Annotated in this window: 12 protein-coding genes and 1 pseudogene; 7 read left to right on the forward strand and 6 right to left on the reverse strand. The window is 61.5% G+C overall.

The window, feature by feature from the left end; translation table 11 throughout:
• Positions 1-9 precede the first annotated feature (9 nt).
• Entirely contained in the window at positions 10-1461 is a 1452-nt protein-coding gene (locus F7R06_RS14295; protein ID WP_090318469.1) for a capsular polysaccharide export protein, LipB/KpsS family, read from the forward strand.
• A gap of 183 nt (positions 1462-1644) precedes the next feature.
• On the opposite strand, the gene F7R06_RS14300 is transcribed toward F7R06_RS14295, so the two are convergent.
• Genes F7R06_RS14300 through F7R06_RS14310 form a run of 3 tightly spaced genes read right to left on the reverse strand, consistent with a single transcriptional unit; the run spans position 1645 to position 10883 of the window.
• Complete coding sequence (locus tag F7R06_RS14300) at positions 1645-2994, reverse strand: aminotransferase class I/II-fold pyridoxal phosphate-dependent enzyme (protein ID WP_090318466.1); 1350 nt, start codon at positions 2992-2994, stop codon at positions 1645-1647.
• 8 nt (positions 2995-3002) lie between these two features.
• Positions 3003-10562 carry a type I polyketide synthase gene (locus F7R06_RS14305; protein ID WP_090318461.1) on the reverse strand — a complete coding sequence of 2520 codons (7560 nt, stop codon included), beginning with the start codon at positions 10560-10562 and terminating at the stop codon, positions 3003-3005.
• A gap of 57 nt (positions 10563-10619) precedes the next feature.
• The gene (locus F7R06_RS14310) at positions 10620-10883 is read right to left on the reverse strand and encodes a hypothetical protein (RefSeq protein WP_139204760.1); all 264 of its coding nucleotides are present in this window, start codon (positions 10881-10883) and stop codon (positions 10620-10622) included.
• Between the two features lie 16 nt (positions 10884-10899).
• On the opposite strand from F7R06_RS14310, the pseudogene F7R06_RS14315 reads away from it, so the two are divergent.
• From F7R06_RS14315 to F7R06_RS14325, 3 genes and pseudogenes are all read left to right on the forward strand, one after another.
• A pseudogene (locus F7R06_RS14315) lies at positions 10900-11397 on the forward strand (PAS domain-containing protein); the annotation flags it as partial.
• A 180-nt stretch (positions 11398-11577) separates the two neighbouring features.
• Positions 11578-13404: a glycoside hydrolase family 15 protein gene (locus F7R06_RS14320; protein WP_090318458.1), complete on the forward strand. Its 1827-nt coding sequence runs from the start codon at positions 11578-11580 to the stop codon at positions 13402-13404.
• A 159-nt stretch (positions 13405-13563) separates the two neighbouring features.
• Positions 13564-13959: a hypothetical protein gene (locus tag F7R06_RS14325; protein ID WP_090318455.1), complete on the forward strand. Its 396-nt coding sequence runs from the start codon at positions 13564-13566 to the stop codon at positions 13957-13959.
• A 32-nt stretch (positions 13960-13991) separates the two neighbouring features.
• Here the strand turns inward: F7R06_RS14325 and F7R06_RS14330 are convergent, their stop codons facing one another.
• A complete protein-coding gene (locus tag F7R06_RS14330) occupies positions 13992-14972 on the reverse strand; it encodes a GlxA family transcriptional regulator (protein WP_090318452.1) in 981 nt (326 codons plus the stop codon).
• A gap of 90 nt (positions 14973-15062) precedes the next feature.
• On the opposite strand from F7R06_RS14330, the gene inhA reads away from it, so the two are divergent.
• Positions 15063-15749, forward strand: coding sequence for an isonitrile hydratase (gene inhA / locus F7R06_RS14335; RefSeq protein WP_090318449.1), 687 nt, complete (start codon positions 15063-15065; stop codon positions 15747-15749).
• Between the two features lie 333 nt (positions 15750-16082).
• Here the strand turns inward: inhA and F7R06_RS14340 are convergent, their stop codons facing one another.
• Positions 16083-16565: an SRPBCC family protein gene (locus F7R06_RS14340; protein ID WP_090318446.1), complete on the reverse strand. Its 483-nt coding sequence runs from the start codon at positions 16563-16565 to the stop codon at positions 16083-16085.
• 202 nt (positions 16566-16767) lie between these two features.
• Between F7R06_RS14340 and F7R06_RS14345 the strand changes: the two genes are divergently transcribed.
• Positions 16768-17166, forward strand: a complete 399-nt coding sequence (locus F7R06_RS14345; protein WP_090318442.1) for a GFA family protein — start codon at positions 16768-16770, stop codon at positions 17164-17166.
• Positions 17167-17230: 64 nt separating this feature from the next.
• Positions 17231-17632: a lysozyme inhibitor LprI family protein gene (locus F7R06_RS14350; protein WP_090318440.1), complete on the forward strand. Its 402-nt coding sequence runs from the start codon at positions 17231-17233 to the stop codon at positions 17630-17632.
• A gap of 137 nt (positions 17633-17769) precedes the next feature.
• On the opposite strand, the gene peaD is transcribed toward F7R06_RS14350, so the two are convergent.
• Complete coding sequence (gene peaD, locus F7R06_RS14355; RefSeq protein WP_090318437.1) at positions 17770-18888, reverse strand: quinohemoprotein amine dehydrogenase subunit beta; 1119 nt, start codon at positions 18886-18888, stop codon at positions 17770-17772.
• Positions 18889-18892 lie beyond the last annotated feature (4 nt).

Here is an 18892-nt window from a genome sequence, read left to right on the forward strand (position 1 = left end):
TGCGAAGAGATGAGTCGATCAGTCCCCCTTGAGTCACTGGTGGAAGGCCCCGGCTGGGTGGGCATCATGTCGCAGTGGGTGATGTGGAAAGTCTTTCATCTGAGTGAGTTCCTCGACCCTGAAGGACCGCCCCACTGGCTGTGGCGGCGCGGCCAGAAACGCCCCGCGGGTTTGAAGGCCATTTCCGGGATCGGCTACAAAAGCTCCTCCGACCACGCCCGCGTGTTATGCAAACGCTGGGGCATTCCCTACGTGGCGCTGGAGGACGGCTTTCTGCGTTCTTCTTCACTGGGGGTCGAGGGCGATACGCCGATGTCGATGGTGGTCGATCCCATCGGCATTCACTACCTGGCTGATCGCCCGTCACTGCTGGAAAACATGCTGCAAACCCCGCACACCTTGACCGCCGCGGAACTGGCAACCGCCAAGGCATTGATTGCGTTGATGCGCAGCAGTGGCATCGGCAAATACAACAACGCCCCGGACTTGAGCGAGGACGACCCCCTGGGGCGCGGCAAGCCACTGGTTCTGGTGGTGGACCAGACTTACGGCGACTTCTCCATTCCGGGCGGCGGCCTGTGCGAAGCAGACTTCATCCGCATGCTCGATGCGGCGCTGGCGGAAAACCCCGATGCCGATGTGCGGGTGCGGATTCACCCCGACTGCATCAACGGCCACAAGAAAAGCTGCCTGCTCGATGCCGCCCAGGCGCGAGGAGTGCCCCTGGAGAACCGCCACGTGTCCTGGGCCTCCCTGGCGTGCCGGGCCCGACGGGTATATGTCGGCACCAGCCAGGCCGGGCTGGAAGCCTTGATTCAGGGGACACCGGTGACGTGTTTCGGGTTGCCCTTCTATGCCGGTTGGGGCCTGACCGATGATCGCTTGCCAATCCCGCGCCGCCAGGCCAGGCCAACGCTGGAGCAATTGGTGGCCGCCGCCTACATTCGTTACTGCCGCTATGTGGACCCACTGACCGACCAGCGCTGCGATGTGATGACCGTGGCCCGGCAACTGGCCCGGCAAAAACAAAAGGACAGCCAGTTCGCCGGCCCATTGACCGTACTCGGCGCGCCCCGGCGCCAGCGATCGACCATCCGCAGCTTGCTCGACAGCCGTTGGGGCCGTGTGAAGTTCACCCGATACCGGGCCGACCTGATGAGCTGCGTGGCGCGGGAGAACGGCAAGGTACTGGTTTGGAGTGCCGACGAACCCCATGACTTGTCGGCGCATGCTGCGGCGCAGAACGTACCGCTGTGGCGCATTAGCCCTGGCAAAGCCACCGCCAGCTTGGCTCTCAAGCGTAACGACGGCGAAGAGCAACTACTGGTACAAGTCCGGGGTAAGCCCTGCAGCCACCAGCAGGCACAGGAACACCACACGCAAAACACCCCAGACCTGCTCGAACAGTGCCCACGCTATCGACAAATCCGCCGCTACCTCAAAGGCATGCTCGCGCTCTGACCCTCTGCAGAAGCCGACTTGCCGGCGAAGGCCTTTTCATTGGCGCCGCACGTCTCAAGACCGCCTTTGCTGGCGAGCCAGCTCTTACAAAAAACGCATGAGTCTGTAGCCACACCCAACCCGTAGAGCCGGCTTGCCGGCGAAGGCGTCTTCGGAGATTGCGTTGGTCTTCGACCGCGCGCCTTAGAGCTTCTGCAGTTCCTGCGCAACGATGGCGACGGTCTCGGCGATTTGTTCCGGGGTGTGCAGGCACGACACGAAAAAGCGCACGCGCGCCGACTTCTCGGGCACTGCCGGATGCAGGATGGGCTGGGCGTTGATGCCGCGACGGGACAATGCGCTGGACAATTGGGTGGCCTTGAGCGAACTGCCCGTGATGACCGGCACCACCGCAAGACCGGTGCTGGTGCCGGTGTCCAGGCCCGCGTCCCTGGCGAGCTCAAGGAATTGCCGGCCACGCGCCTGCAAGGTGGCGACGCGTTCGCCATCTTCCGGCAGGCAACGTAACGCCGCCAACGCTGCCGCCGCCACCGAAGGTGGCATGCCGACACTGTAGAGAAAGCCCGGCGCCAGGAACTTGAGGTGCTCCACCAGCGCCGACTCACCGGCAATGTATCCACCGCAGCTGGCCAGGCTTTTACTCAGGGTGCCCATCCAGATATCCACATCACCGCCGGCCAGGCCGAAATGCTCGCGGATGCCTTTGCCGGTCTGCCCCATGACGCCCAGGGAATGCGCTTCGTCCACCATCAACAACACCTGGTGCTTGCTTCTGAGCTCGACGAAACGAGGCAGGTCCGGGAAGTCTCCGTCCATGCTGTAAATGCCTTCGAGCACCACCAACACGCGCTCGAAATGTTGACGCTGATCGCTCAGGACCCGGTCGACCGCTTCCCAGTCATTGTGGGCAAAGCTCAAGCGCCGCGCACCGGACAACTGGATGCCCTGCAGCACGCTGTTATGAATCAGTTCGTCATGCAGGATCAGGTCCCGTGGGCCGAACAGGTAACCAATGGTGGTCACGTTGGTCGCATGACCACTGACGAAGGTAATGGCATCGTCCACTTCATAGAGTCGAGCCAACTCCTGCTCCAGCTCACGATGAATCGGACGGTCGCCGGAGACCGGGCGGCTGGCCGATACCGAAGTGCCGTACTGATCAATCGCGGCCTTGGCGGCTTCGGCGACAACCGGATGCCCCGAGTAACCCAGGTAGTTGTAGCTCGCGAAATTGACGTAGCGACTACCGCCCATGACGGTTTCAGCCCCCGCCAAGCCTTCGTGCAGCTTGAAGAACGGATTGGCCAGGCCAAAGCGCGCGGCGCCGTCAAGCATGATGCGTAACTGCTGATAGCCGGGGAACTGGTCAAATCGGCAGAATTGCCCGAACTCCTCGCGCGGGGCGCCTTTGATACCCTCCAGCGATGGGCTTGGCGCACCATCGCCGGTCTTGCGCAGGCGCCGTTCCAGGGCTTGTTGGATCAGCTTGTCCTTCATCGAAGTAGCAAGCCCGGGCGAGGTTTTATGGGTCATGGTCCGGATCAATTAATCAAGCGTGAAAGTTTGGAACCCTGGGCGTCGAGGCCATCGCTCAACTGCACGATGTCGTCACGGGAAATGTCGACGCCGTGACGCGAGAACGTTTCGCTCGCCAGGGACTGCAGGTTGTTTTCGCCATCCACTTGCACATCGCCGTCCTGGTTGCCGCGCAAGAGCTCGAGGATGCGCACGGTGATCTTGCCGATGTTCGACGCTTCGCTCAGTTCCATGACCGGCAGACGTACACCGAACCGCTCCTCGACCGCGACCACCAGCTCGACACTCATCAGCGAGTCCAGACCCAACTCCTGGAGCGGTCGGGTGATATCCAGTTTGCTGGTGGGTATACGCAGGATTTCGCTGATTTCCTGCTTGAGCATTTCATTGAACAGCTCGATCAGCTCGGGGTCGTCCATTTCCGCCAGCAGCCGCTGGATATCGTCGGCATCGCTTTCTTCGTCCTGTTCGCCGCCGTGCAACCTCGCCAGTTCATTGAACTTGGGTGAACCGGCGGCTGGCAGGAAGCGCGACAACGCCTTCCAGTCCAGCTCCAGCACGCCCAGGCCCGAACGGCGTTGCAACAGCAAGCGTTCCAGGGTTTGCAGCGCCGCCTCCGACTGCAGGGCTGCACCCCCCATGCGGCTTTGCAGGGCGTCCTTGATGTCCTGGTTGCGGGCGAGGAACCCCGCATCATCGATGGCCCCCCACAGCACGCTGGTGGCCGGCAAACCAAGCGCCAGGCGATGGCGCGCCAGTGCTTCGAGCCAATGGTTGGCGGCCACATAGTTGGCCTGCCCCGGATTACCGAACAGGGTGGTTGCCGAGGAGAACAGCACGAAGAAGTCCAGTGGCAAATGGGCCGTCAATTCATGCAGGTACTGCGCCCCCTTGGCCTTGGGCTCCAGAACGCGCTGCAACTGTTCAAGGGTCAGATTGCGAATCAAGCCGTCGTCGAACACCGTTGCCGCATGCACCACGCCACGCAACGGCTGGCCGCTGGCCTGGATACGCGTCATGACCGACAGCAGCTGTGCGCGATCGGTGATGTCACAGGCCAGTGCCTGGACCTCGATGCCCTGTTCGCGCCACAACGCCAACAAGGGTTGCGCCTCTTCCGTCGCGGCGCCACGTCGTCCCAGCAGGACCAGGTGCCGGGCGCCTTTCTCCACCAGCCATTGCGCGCTGCGCAGGCCGAAACCACTGAGCCCGCCGGTGACCAGATAGCTGGCATCCGCAGCCAGCGACAACGTCGGTGCGGGCGCCATCGATGTCGCGACCACACCTCGAATCGGCGTGCGGTACGTCACCACAATCTTGCCGATCTGCCTTGCCTGCTGCATGTAGCGGAAGGCTTCGACCACTTCATTGGCATCGAAGGCACGGTACGGCAACGGGCTCAAGAGGCCTTCGCGGAACAGCTCCATCATGTCGCCGAACAATCGACGGGTCAGTTGCGGACGCTCGCTCATCAGTTGGTCGGCGTCGATGCCGAAGTAGCTGATGTTGTTGCGGAACGGGCGCAGGCCGATCTTGGTGTTCTGGTAGAAATCACGCTTGCCCAGTTCGAGGAAGCGACCAAAGGGTTTGAGAACCCGCAGATTGCGATTGATCGCCTCGCCCGCCAGCGAGTTGAGTACCACATCCACGCCACGGCCATCGGTGATGGCCAGGATCTCATCGGCATAGGCCAGCGAACGCGAGTCGAAAATATGCTCGACCCCCATCAGCCGCAGGAAATCGCGCTTTTCGTCGCTGCCCGCGGTGGCATAGATTTCGGCACCGCACCATTTGGCAATCTGGATCGCCGCGATTCCCACACCGCCCGCTGCACCGTGAATCAGGATTTTCTCTCCCGGCTCAAGGCGCGCCAGGTGGTGCAACGCGTAGTACACGGTAAAGAAGGTACTCGGGATGGTCGCAGCGGCCTCGAAGGACATGCCTTCAGGAATGCGCGCCACCGCGTTGGCATTGGTCACCAGGCGATTGGCGAAGCTCGAAGGACCGAAGCCGACGACGCGGTCGCCCGGCTGGAAATCGCCTTCGACCAACGCCCCTTTGCCGCGCACCACGCCAGCAAATTCGAAGCCCAGTGTCGGACCCGAGAAGCCGTTTTCAATCGCTTCATCGGACAGCAGACCCAATGCATACATCACATCACGGAAATTCAGGCCGGTCGCCTGAACCTCAATATCCAGTTGGTCGTCAGCCGGTAGCCTTGGCTCCCCCGCTTCCCAGCGCAAATGGCGCAACTGACCCGGCAAGTCGAAGCCGAGCTTGATCTGCGCCGGCACCTGCGGCGTGCCGTCTTGCGGCCATTCATCGGGCTGGACTCGCAGCCGTGCGACATAGCGATCGCCCGCCGCGCTGAGCGCCAGTTCGGTTTCTTCATCGGCATTGAGCAGTGCCGTGGCCAGGTGCCTGGCGTCGGCGCCCATTGCCAGATCGAGCAGACGGACACGGCAGCCGACCGCTTCATTGCTCAGGGTCCGACCGAAACCCCACAAGGCCGCATCGGCGATGTGAGTCACCGTCGTTTCCTGCGCAGCGCCTGGGGGCAGCAGATGAACAGCGGCGCCCGAGGTCAGCAACCAGCAATCGGCGGCGATGCCGACCGACTCACAGGCCTGAGTGATGGCTGCGGCGAGCATGCAGCGATCCACCTGCGCATCCAGACCCAGGGAGGCGAACAGACCGGCGAGCATCACGATGTGCTGAGCTGCCGGCCCTGCACTCAACTGTTGCGCCAGTACCGCGGTCGAGCCCGGCACGAGCAGCGCGACGTCCTGACCCTGCTCGCGCAGGATCGTGGCCAGTGCCTCGGTCAATGGACCTTCAGGCCCTTGCTCGTCAGCAACCAGCAACCAGCGTTGATGGGGATACGCCGGGGCGACCGAGAGAGTCTTTGCGTTGTCCTTGCCGGCTACCAGCAGGTAGCTGCCGGATGCCATGTCCGGAATCAACTCCAGCGGCTCGGATACCGTAAGGCCATGACGCCGCAATTCCTGCTGCCAGAAACCCGGGGGCTGCTGCACCGACAGCGCCTGCTGCCCCTGGCGGGCGAGCCACCAGGACGGCTCGGCGCCGAAGGTGAAGTCTGCCCAGCGCGCAGGGTGTTGCGCCAGCAGCAGCACTTCGCCCCTAGCCCCCAACCTTGTAATCGCCTGCTGCAAGCCCTGGCTGAGTGCTTCCAGCGGTGCCAGGTCGGTGGCGACAAGGAGCAAATCGAAGTCATTGGCCGGCACCCGGGCCACTTTTTCCGTGTCTTCCAGGTTCAGCACCTGAAGGTCCGGGAAGTCAGCCTGGAGCATCGACAGCGCTTCAATGTTCCGGGCCACGTACTGATAGTCGACCCGATCGAAATCCAGGCCAACACACAGATCGGCCGCCAATGGCGCGCCCTCGAAGCCCAGCTCGAGAATACGCAGGCGCTGCCCGTCAGGCAGAGCGCGCAACCGTTGGGCGATGTGCTCGCGCAAACCACCCAGCACCGCGTGGTAGCCGCCAGCGCCGAGCACCAGACGGGTCAATACGGCGGGTGTGGTTTCCCGTGGCAATAGCTGCGCCAGCTCCACCTGGCCGCTCATCAACTCCAGCAGGTGCATGCCGATACGGCCAACCGAATGAATGACCTGGAAATGCTCGGGATAGCTGCGGAACAGTTCCTGCCAGATGTCCTGGGCACTCGCGCGCTCGCCCTGATCGGCCAATTGCCAGGTGTCATTGCCGACCGCGACCAGGCTGCCATCCTCTACTGCTTGTGCAAGCAGATGATCCAGGTAACTGCCGGCGTTCCAGGTGGCGTGCTGCTGGCGGGTCAGTTCACCGCCGAGTTTGTCGATGGCTTCGAGCAGGAAGCTGGCGCACAGGCCGTCGAGCAAGGGGTCGATTTCATGGGCATACCGGACGAGCCCAGGCTCATCCGCGACAGTGTCCAGGTGCTGCTGCAGCAACGCCTGCAACGCTGAACCGGCCGTGGGTACGGCGCGTTCATTGGCGGGATAGGGTTTGGCAACCCCGACAAAATCCGCCAGCTTGATGTCGCCGCTGCGATCCTTGTGCAGTCGCACCCCGCGAAAACGCGCGTCCTTGATGCAGATGACCGCGCGGCCCTCGGCGTCGTACAAGGTGAAATCCGCCAGCAGCGAATGCTCCGAGCGTTTCACCAGGCTGACCTGGGCCAGACAAGGCGGCAGGCTGCCAGTGGCAAAGGCGATACGCCCCAGCTTCACCGGAATAAAGGCCAGGCCTTTGCGGCTGCCGGCCTCCTGGCTCAACAGCTGGGTGATCAACTGGAAGGCACTGTCCAGCAGCGCCGGGTGCAGATTCAGGCTGGCCAGTTCTGCTTCGATCGGGGTCGGGACCGCCAAGCGCGCCAACACCTGATTGCCCTCGATCCAGCCGGCCTGCACCGCCTGATAGGCCGGACCATAATTGAGGCCGACGGCACGGGTCAGCGCCAGGTGCCCGGACGAGGTGAAATCCGGTGCACGTGCCGGCAAGGCCGGCGCAGCACAGGCCAGCAGACCGCCGCGCGCTTCGCCGGGCAGCCTGGCGACCACATGCTGCACCCATGGCTCGGCCTGGGCGGTGGTACGCGACACAATGGAAACGGTGCCGTCGCTGCTATCGACCGTCACCCGGACTTTCTTGCTGAATTCCGCATGCAGCAAGAGCGGGCTGTGAATCTCCAGTTCTTCGATTTCAACGAATTCGCCGGGTTGATACTGCAAGGCAGCGGCCAGTGCGAGTTCGGTGAAACCTGCCCCCGGAAACAACACCGAATCGCCCACCATGTGATCGCCCAGTGACGGGAACAGTTGTGTATCGAGGCGGTTGTCCCAGGTGAATTCATGTTCCGGCAACGGGTAACCGAGCAGCGGGTGGACGCGTTCACGCCGCAGGTTGCCGCTCGATTCCGGCGAATCGGCGTGCCACAGACGTTCGCGCTGCCAGACGTAATTGGGCAACCGCACGAAACGCCCGGGAGCGGAAAACAGGCATTGCAGATCGATGTCGACACCGGCTATCAGCACCTTAGCCAGGGTGCGGTCGATGGACTGCGGGGACTCTTCGCCGCGCAGCACGGTCGGAATCACAACACCTTCCCGTTCCTGGCTGTTCAGTGCATCGGTCACGTAGGCACGCAAGATCGGGTGTGGCCCGACTTCAACGAATACGTTGTAACCCTGCTCGACAAGCGCTTCGCTGGCCGATTTGAACAGCACCGGATAACGGATGTTTTTCCACCAGTATTCGGCGTCCAGGCATTCGCCAGCCAGCAGGTCGCCGGTCACGGTCGAATACAGGGGAATACGCGCAGGTCCCGGAACGATGTCGCTCAAGGCCGCGACCACCTGATCGGCAATCACCTCCATGGCCGGCGAGTGGAACGCATAATCGAGACCCAGACGGCGGACGAACACCTGACGCTCGGTCAAGGCGCTCTCCAGGGAATCCAGGGCTGCCGGCAAGCCGGCGACGGTCGCTCCCTTGAAACTGTTATCCCCGGCGACAACCAGCTCGCTGTCCAGGCCAAGTGTCTGCAACAGGCTCGCAGTGTCGTCACCCGACAAGCCGACCGCCGACATCTGGCCGCAGCCCTTGGTCAAGCCTTGCAGGCGACTGCGATGGTAGATCACCGCCGTGGCGTCATTCAGCGTCAACGCGCCGCACGCCCAGGCAGCCGCGACTTCACCCACGCTGTGGCCGATCACGGCCACCGGCACGACACCTTTTTCCGCCAGCATGCGGGTAACACCCACCTGCAATGCAAACAGCGCCGGCTGGGCAAACTCAGTCAGTGGGTAACGGTCGTCGCCCAGCTCACCCGCCAGTTCCGCGATCAGCGAATAACCGGACAAGGGTTGGAAAATCGCGTCCAGCTCGGCAACCGCCTGATGGAACACCGGGTCGGCCAGCAACGACTGGCCCATGCCCTGCCACTGCGAACCATTGCCGGAGTAAACGAATACCGGACCGTTGGCCTGCTCCACGGCGCGGCCACTTTCCAGCACCGCCGACAACGCCGGCACGCCAGGTTCGGTGGCGAAATCCAGCAGCGCCTGGGCGCTACCCTGCGCCTGCGCACCGAGCACCACAACTCTCTGCGGGTGCAATTCGCGACGGCACAGCGACTGGTAGGCGACGTCGTAGAGGCTCGGGGCGTCCGGCGCGGACATGAACTGCGCAAGCTGTTCACACTGATCGGTCAGGGCTGCGCTGTCCTTGGCCGAAACCAGCAGCGGCACAGAGTGTTGCGCCTGGCTCGCGGCTGGTGCTGCCGGTGGCGCACTCTCCAGGATCACATGGGCGTTGGCCCCGCCGAACCCGAAGGAGTTGACCCCGACCACCAGTTTTCCAGTGGGTTTGAGGGCTTGGGTTTCGGTGACCACACTCAGGTTGAGATCGGCGAAAGGAATGTTCGGATTGAGCTTGTTGATGCCAATGGTCGCCGGCACCTTGCGCTCGATCACGCAATGCAGCGCCTTCATAAGGCCGGCAACGCCCGAGGCGGCCTCGAGGTGGCCAATGTTGCTTTTGATCGAACCGATCAGCAGTGGCTGATTCGACGGGCGTTGCTGGCCCAGCGCTTCGCCGATGGCCCGGCTCTCGATGGGATCACCCACCGGTGTGCCCGTGCCGTGAGCTTCCAGGTAATCGATGTCGGCCGCTGCAATGCCTGCCGAATCGTAAGCCTGTTTCATCAGGGCAATCTGCGCATCCGCACTCGGGACCGTCAGACTCGACTTGCGCCCATCGGTATTGGCCGCCGTGCCGGCAACGACCGCGAGGATCTGGTTGCCGTCCTCGATCGCCTTGTCGTAATCCTTCAGGTAGAACAGTCCGGCGCCTTCGGAGCGGACATAGCCGTCCGCCGCTTCATCGAACACGTGGCATTGCCCGGTGCGCGACAGCATCGAAGCCTTGGAAAAGATCAGGAAGCCGAAAGGATGCAGGTGCAGGCTGACCCCACCGGTAATCGCCTGTTCGATATCGCCGCTCTGAATGGCTTGGCAAGCCTGGTGAAACGCGATCAGCGAAGAAGAACACGCCGTGTCGATGGCCATGCTCGGACCTTGCAGGTCGTAGAAAAAGGACAACCGGTTGGCCGCGATGCTGAAGGTGTTGCCGGTGGCGGTGGCGGCGTCGATCATCGACATGTCATGGGCCAGGCGGTAGCTGTAGTCGACACTGGCTATACCCAGGTACACACCGCAATTGCTGCCACGCAGGCTCGACGGCTTGACGCCGGCGTTCTCGAACAATTCCCAGCCAAGCTCCAGCAACAAGCGCTGCTGAGGGTCCATGACCGCCGCTTCACGAGGAGAGATATTGAAGAATCCGGCGTCGAAGGTCGAAATATCGCCGAGGGATCCGGAAGCAAAGGTGTAGGACGTTGCAGGGTTCGCCTTGTCCGGGTGCAGGAATTCGTCTTTGGACCAGCGGGAAAAATCCGCTTGGGTAATGAAGCTTCGCCGGTCCAGCAAGTGCTGCCAAAAAGTTGCAGAAGTAGATCCTGGAAACCTGAACGACGTCCCTATGATTGCAACTTTCTTAAGCATTGAAACTAACCCTTTATCCCCAGCCCTTTTCCAAAGCTGAACAACAATCAAATTCCATTAATGTAAATGCTGGAAACCCGGCGACACCTCGAGGGCTGTGTACTGACCCAACCTTGATAGCAGCAAACACCCTGCGCAAAACAGCGGCGAATCATACGCTTGGATCCCATCAAGGGAAACCTGAAAAGCGCAGCCGCCGGGCGGCTCGACCTTCGCTTTCGCGGCGAATTTGCGAAGCCCGTCAGGTTCCGCAAAAAAATATTCAACAAATTCGCGACGCAGCCGACAACTCTTGAAAACCTTGCGGATTGAAAAAGCCATGCGTAACAACTAGCCCATCACACAACGCGAACGGACCTTCCCGGCTCAGCAACGGTTGATTTCCACCACCGATGCCAAGGGACTGATCACCTACTGCAACGACGCCTTCGTCGAAATCAGCGGGTTTTCTCGTGAGGAACTGATCCGCGCGCCGCATAACCTGGTTCGCCACCCCGACGTTCCGGCCGCGGTGTTCTCGCACATGTGGGCAACACTCAAACAAGGCTTGCCATGGATGGGCATTGTCAAGAATCGCTGCAAGAGCGGTGATCACTACTGGGTTAATGCCTACGTGACGCCGATCTTCGAAGGCAATCAGGTGATCGGTTACGAGTCGGTGCGGGTCAAGCCCACCGCGGAACAGATCCGCCGTGCCGAAGCGCTCTACCAACGCATCAATCAGGGCAAGCCGGCCATTCCTTCCACCGATAAATGGTTGCCGATCCTGCAAGACTGGCTGCCGTTCATTCTGGTCAGCCAGTTGAGCTTCATGATCGGTGCCTCGCTGAATTCCCAGTAGGGGTTTGCCATGGGGGCCGGCCTCGATCAGGGCCTGCACGTTGCCACAACGCTGGAATGAGGGGGAAGCGGCAATTTGTTGGTTGAATGTGAAGGCCCCATCGCGGGTAAATGAACTCCAGGCCATCCCAATCAGTCAGCTGCATAGGACCTCAATTCCCGGAGCGTCACGGTAATGCCTGATCATCACCCGGAACGACAAAGCCCCATCGACGCCCACGGCATCATCGGCGACATGCGCAGCGCGGCGCTGGTCAATGACAAGGGCAGCGTGGATTTTTTCTGCTGGCCGGAGTTCGATAGCCCGTCGATTTTCTGTTCGCTGCTGGACACCCCCGAGGCCGGCATTTTCCAGCTGTCCCCGGACTTGCCCGATGCGCGTCGCGAGCAGATTTACCTGCCCGACACCAACGTGCTGCAAACCCGCTGGCTCAGTGATCACGCCGTGGTCGAAATCACCGACCTGCTGCCCATCGGCGACACCGAAGATGACCTGCCGATGCTGATGCGTCGGGTGCGCGTGGTCAGTGGCCGGGCGACCTTTCGCCTGCGCTGCGCGGTGCGCCATGACTACGCCCGTGCCACCACCCTCGCCCGCCTGGATGGTAAGGACGTTGTATTCGCCGCCACCGGTCAACCGTCGTTGCGGCTGTCCACGGATCAGCCCCTAAGGATCGACGGCAATGCGGCGGTGGCCGAATTCTCCCTCGAACAGGACCAGACCGCGCAATGCCTGCTCGGCGCCGTCGACGATCCCCGCTTCAAGGAAGGTGCCGCCGACTTGTGCCTGGAACGCACCCTGAAGTTCTGGCGCGACTGGATCAGGCAGTCCAGCTACCGTGGGCGCTGGCGGGAAATGGTCAACCGCTCGGCGCTGGCGATGAAGTTGCTGACCTCGCGTAAACACGGCGCCATCCTCGCCGCCGCGACCTTCGGCCTGCCGGAAAGCGTTGGCGGCGAACGCAACTGGGACTACCGCTATACCTGGATCCGCGACGCCTCATTCACGGTCTATGCCTTCATGCGCCTGGGGTTCGTCGACGAGGCCAACGCCTACATGCGCTGGTTGCGCGGACGGGTCAGCGACTGTCGGGGCCACGCGATGAAAATCAATATCCTGTACGGCATCGACGGTCGCCAGGAACTGCCGGAAGTCGAACTCACGCACCTGTCCGGCCATGGTGGTGCGACCCCGGTGCGCATCGGCAATCTGGCGTATACGCAGGTCCAGCTGGATATCTTCGGCGAGCTGATGGACGCGGTGTACCTGGTCAACAAGTACGGCGAAGCCATTTCCCACGAGGGCTGGAAGCACACGGTGGAAGTGGTCGATCAGGTCTGCGAAACCTGGCAGCAGGAAGATGTCGGTATCTGGGAAATGCGCGGCGAGCAGCACCATTTCCTGCACTCGCGCCTGATGTGCTGGGTGGCGCTGGACCGGGCGATCCGCCTCGCCTCGAAACGCTCCCTGCCCGCCCCGTTCGCCCGTTGGGACCAGACCCGCCAGGCCATCTACTCGGACATCTGGGAAAACTTCTGGAACGAGGAACACGGGCATTTCGTCCAGCACATCGGCGGCACCGCCCTCGACGGCTCGATGCTGCTGATGCCGCTGGTGCGTTTCGTCAGCGCCAAGGACCCACGCTGGCTGGCGACCCTCGACGCCATCGCAAAGAATCTGGTGCGCGATGGCATGGTGTATCGCTACCACAATGACGACAAACACATCGACGGCCTGCCCGGCACCGAAGGCGCGTTCGCCGCGTGCTCGTTCTGGTACGTCGAATGCCTGGCCCGGGCCGGTCGCCTGGAAAAGGCTCATCTGGAGTTCGAACAACTGCTGCGCTATGCCAACCCCTTGGGGTTGTACGCGGAAGAATTCGACAGTCACGCGCGGCACATGGGCAACACACCGCAAGCGCTGACGCACCTGGCGTTGATCAGTGCGGCGTGTTTTCTGGATCGGAAGTTGAGTGGGGAGAAGAGTGTCTGGCAGCCTTGAAGCCAGCGCCTGTCACCTGTTCACCCCAGGTGGATGTCCTACATTTCTTAAACAAAACATGCAGAAATACTCTGTTGCCAGCCGTTACATCCCCACCTAACATCCCCGATCAACGGGCACAGCGGAGCTGTCCAACCACCCCGAATTCAAGGAACCAGAATGACCCAACGCATCCATCGCAGCATCGAATCGCCCTTGCGCTCGGGCCTGACCCGCGACGAACTGTGGGAGGCCCACGACAGGGGCCTGATCAAATGCTGGGAGATCGGCCGCCAGCGTGCCGTCCGCTTCCCGGACCTCGCGCAACGGTGCCTGGCCGGTGAACTGCCGGTGCTGGGCTGGAAGGGTGGTGTCAGCCGCAGCCTGAAAAAACTCGAAAAATACGGTTCCCTCAAATACCTCGCCCAGTGGCAGGGCTTGCGCGGCGAGGACCTGGATGTGGATTTGAGTGAAGAGCGGGCATTGACCTGTTCACGCACGCGGATGGTGGTGACGTTTACGCCGGATCGGGCGAAGTACTTCAATCAGGTGACGGAAGTCGAGGCGGCTGAGTAAAAGCGCTGCGCATCGACTGACGTCCCCCGCGTTCAAGGCAGCACGGGATCTGCGGCGCTGACAGAAAACCGCTCACGATAGGCTTGTGGCGTCACGCCCATGGCGCGCAGAAAGCTGCGGCGCAGGGTTTCCTCGCTGCCGAATCCGCATTGCACGGCGACCCGTTTGATCGGCACGCCGGTGTCGCTGAGTAGCCGTCGCGCGGTTTCGACGCGGATCTGTTCGATGGCACGGGCCGGGGTCTGGCCGGTGTCGGCGCGGTAGTGGCGCACGAAGCTGCGTTCGCTCATGCCGGCCTGCAGAGCCAGGGTGGGAACGCCGAGGTCCTTGGTAAGGTTTTCGCTGATCCAGGCATGAAGTTCGTCGAACCGGTTGCCTTCCTTTTGCAAAGACAGGGTCACGCTGAATTGCGACTGACCGCCGGGCCGCTTGAGGAACACCACCAGTTGCCGCGCTACTTCCAGGGCCATGGTGCGGCCGAGGTCTTGCTCGACCATGGCCAGCGCGAGGTCGATGCCGGCGGTGACTCCCGCCGAGGTCCAGACCGGGCCATCGTTGATGAAGATCGGATTCGGCTCGACCCGCAATTGCGGGTGCTGCTGCGCCAATTGCTCGCAACGGGTCCAGTGGGTCACCACGCGCCGACCATCGAGCCAGCCACTGGCCGCCAGCAAAAACGCCCCGGTGCACACCGATGAAACCCGCCGGCACCCTACTGCATGCTCGCGCACCCACGCCACCAAAGGCTGATCTTCAGCCGCCGCATATACGCCCCAGCCGCCCGCGATGATCAAGGTGTCGGTGCCCTGCTCCGGCAACGGTTCGGCCAACAAGGCCAATCCCGCCGATGACATCACCGCCCCGCCGCCGCTGGCGATCACCGACGGCGCGTAGGGCGGCGGCAAACCTTGCTGACGGGCGATGTCGTTGGCCGAAGCGAACACCTGCAACGGCCCGGTGACATCGAGCAGTTGCACGTTGGGAAACGCAAGCACGTGAATGATCTTGGGCATGATTGGCGTAATTCGTGGGGTTATTGGCGTATACGCCAAATCCTACGAGCCTACAGTGAAGCCGTCCACCCACTTCATGAGAAAAACACCATGACCTTGCAGATCGGTTTTCTGTTGTTTCCACAGGTTCAACAACTCGACCTGACCGGCCCTTACGACGTGTTGGCCTCGCTGCCGGATGTGAAGGTGCATTTGATCTGGAAGGACCTGATGCCCATCACCGCCAGCACCGGCCTGATGTTGAAACCGACCGTCACTTTTGACGACTGCCCTGCGCTGGATGTGATCTGTATTCCTGGCGGCAGCGGCGTCGGTGCGTTGATGGAAGATGACCGGACCCTGGCCTTTATCAAGTCTCAAGCCGCCAACGCGCGTTATGTCACCTCGGTCTGCACCGGTGCTCTGGTACTCGGCGCGGCGGGCCTGCTCAAGGGCAAGCGTGCGACCACCCACTGGGCCTATCACGAACTGCTGGCACCGCTGGGGGCGATTGCGGTGAAAGACCGGGTGGTGCGCGACGGTAACCTGCTGACCGGTGGCGGGATCACCGCGGGCATCGATTTCGCCCTGACCCTGGCCGCCGAACTGTTCGATAAGGACACCGCGCAGTTGGTGCAACTGCAGCTCGAATACGCCCCGGCGCCGCCATTCGCCGCGGGCAGCCCGGAAACGGCGCCAGCCAGCGTGTTGGAAGAAGCCCGCAAGCGCGCTGCCGGTTCATTGAAGCTGCGTGCAGAAATCACCGAACGTGCCGCAGCGAAACTGGATCGACGCTAAAAGAGCGGCTGCGGGAACCCGGCTCCCGCAGCCAATACTTTTCTTGCGCCCATAAAAAAACCCGCCGAAGCGGGTTCTTCCCAGACCATTACGACTCCCTGTCGTCAGCATTCCATGCAGGCCGATCATCCATGATCCTGAGCACTCCCTGTGCTTCAGTGGATGGGGCCAGAATACGCATGGGATCCAATCTGCAATAGAGGACATATCTACTAACACTTGTAGGACATTCGCTATAGCTGCCCTTCCGAAGTCCCTTGGACATGTCGGACTTCGAGCGCGAAGGCCGCGAATGACGCGACCTGCGGCTGACTTGCAGCTTTGCGGGTGTGATCATTCCACCTGGCGTTCGTGAGCCTTGGCAATAAGAAACTGCTCGATGTTGCTCATTTGCTCATCCCAACCCCGGCTGTCCATGCGGAACGCTTTGAGTCGGCGAGTTTGGGGAATGTGGTCGAATCCCGACTCGGACACCTTAAGCAACGTGCCCTTGTCCATGTCTTCGAGCTCGAATTTCACCAGGGTGGTGGGTTCCTGGGAGTAATCGAAGCCCGATTCCACGGCGTACGGATGCCAGCGAAACGAAAACAGTCGCTCCGGCTCGACCCGTTCGACCAACACGTTCCACAACACATGTTCATAACCCGGGTACGTCACTTGCCCCTGGGTCCACTCGCCGGCGACAAAACGCCTTCCGTCCAGCGCCACGCCAAACCATTTCCCGAACTCCTCGGCATGGGCTATGACGCGCCAGACCTGTGAACGCGGCGCCTTGAGCAGGATCTTCCTTTCGATGCGATCTGATGCTGGGTTCATAAGTCACCTCCTGTACTGAACAACAGTAGGCCTGTAAGACCACTTGTCCAACCCTAAAGTTGTGTGGCGATCAACGTTGCCCGAAGTATTCGGCTGTATTCGTGACGATTAGTTCTGCTTTGACGGTGGCGGTTGGTGTCGATCGAACCTGCTAACGTTGACCGCCACAACGCAGAATCCAGTCATGCCACCGGGAGGCACCATGAACAAACTGCAGGGAAGCTGCCTATGCAAAACCATCCATTACCAAGTGGACAGCCTCGACATGCCCATCAGCCACTGTCACTGCCATACCTGCCGCAAGGCGCACGCGGCGGCTTTTGCGTCGACTGCCGGCGTGATGCGCGAGCATTTTCGCTGGATCAAGGGCCAGGACCGGCTCAGCAGCTTTGAGTCCTCGCCGGGCAAGTGGCGGCATTTCTGTTCGGTGTGCGGCTCGCATCTGATGGCGGAACGTTTGGCCCAGCCCCACGTGATCGTTCGTGTCGCCACACTGGATGACGATCCGAAAATGACGCCTCAGGCGCATATCTGGACGTCCCACGACGCGCCTTGGCTTACCTGTGACGCGGTCAAGAAACACCCTGAATGGCAGACGTAGAGGGCCGAAGATTGCGCTGCGCTAAACTGCACCGCTCTTTTCCCTGTCACAGCGAGCTTCTGACATGCCTCCACGCTTTCTTCTGGCGTTGACACCCTTGATGTTGACCACCCTGGCCCATGCCGTGGACTGCGACAACGCGGCCGACCAGACGACGATGAACCAGTGCGCGGCGCAACAGCACGCGGCGGCTGACAAGGAGTTGAATGCGCTCTATCAGCAAATCACCACACGACTGAAGGCCAATCCCGACAGCAAGAAACTGTTGGTGAGCGCACAGCGTTCGTGGATTGCGTTTCGGGATGCCGAGTGCAAGTTTTCGGCGTCAGGGGTGGAAGGCGGGAGTGTCTATCCGCTGGTCTACGGCAATTGCATTACAGCGTTGACCAAGGCGCGGGTCGAGACGTTCAAGACTTATCTGAAGTGTCAGGAAGGTGATTTGAGCTGCCCGGTGCCGGGGGTTTGATTGTGTGCTGGTTTTGAAGGCCTCTTCGCTGGCAAGCCAGCTCCTTGGGGGATTTCGAAGGCACACAAATGTTGTGCACTGCCAAAAAAACCCTTGGAGCCGGATTGCCGGCGAAGGCGTCAGCTCAGGCGCCGCGATTACCGCACAAACACCTGCGCCGTGGTAATCGCCATGTCCCCGCCCGGCATCTTGATGCTGCCGATCTGCTTCAGGCTGTCAGCATCGAAGATCGCCACATCGTTGAAGGTCCCGGCCAGGTAGATCTTGCTGCCATCCTTATTGAAGGAAATGCAGTAGTAGGAATGATCCAGGGTGGCGGACTGGAGCAGTTTCTTCTGCTTGATGTCGTACTTGGCCAGGCGATTGAGCACGCCAAACATCAGGTTCGGGTCCTTGGGCGAGCGCATGCCACTGAAGTAGATTTCCGTCAGGGGACCGAAGTCGGTGGTTTCGGTCTTGCCGGTTTTCAGGTCGATGCTGAACAGGCCATACAGGTATTCGGCGGTGGCCGGGTCCTGTTTCTTGTCCTTGAATTTCGCGGCGGTATAGAGCAGCGAGAAGTCATGGCGATAGGTCTGCTGGTTCCACACGTACAGCACGTCCGGGGCGCTGTAGTTCGGGCGCTTCCAGTGGCGGCTCGGGATCAGCACGTCGAATTTGCCGGTCTGCACGTTGACCTTGTAGACATCCGCCCCCGCCACGTACAGCGTGCCGTCGTCACCGCTCTGCATGATGGTCAGCTGTCGCGGTGCCGGGAAGCTGCGCACGGGCTTGGCGTCCATGCCGGCGTCAGTCTTGTACACATCGAGCCGTGGCTGCTGCACTTCGTAGCGGTCGTTGAGCATCAGCGTCGGGTTGGCGACGGTGAACAGTTCCTTGCCGTTGTGGCTGAGGGTAAAGGCGAACATCGACCGCGCTTTCTCCCCCGGCTTCTGGGTGATGCTGGCGTGGAACACCTGCTTGCAGCTGTCCAGTTCGACGCCGTAGACATCGGCATAGTGGTTGTTCAGCACATAGGCGGTCTTGCGGTCCGGCGACAGTTGCACGGTGCCGGGACCAAAGGCGTCGGGCATCTTGCAGGTCTTGTACAGGCTGTCGGTGGCCAGGTCGATCACGTTCAGGTTGTTCGGGTAATTGGTGGTCAACATGTACTCGTGACCGTCTTGCAGTGCGGTGTTTTCATCGGCCATCACGTTGAGCGAACAGGTGCTCAGGAGGGCGAAAGCGGCCAGGCCGCAGGCGTTGATGCTGTGCATGCTG

This window comes from Pseudomonas moorei, from assembly GCF_008801475.1.
GTDB classification, from domain to species: Bacteria; Pseudomonadota; Gammaproteobacteria; order Pseudomonadales; family Pseudomonadaceae; genus Aquipseudomonas; species Aquipseudomonas moorei.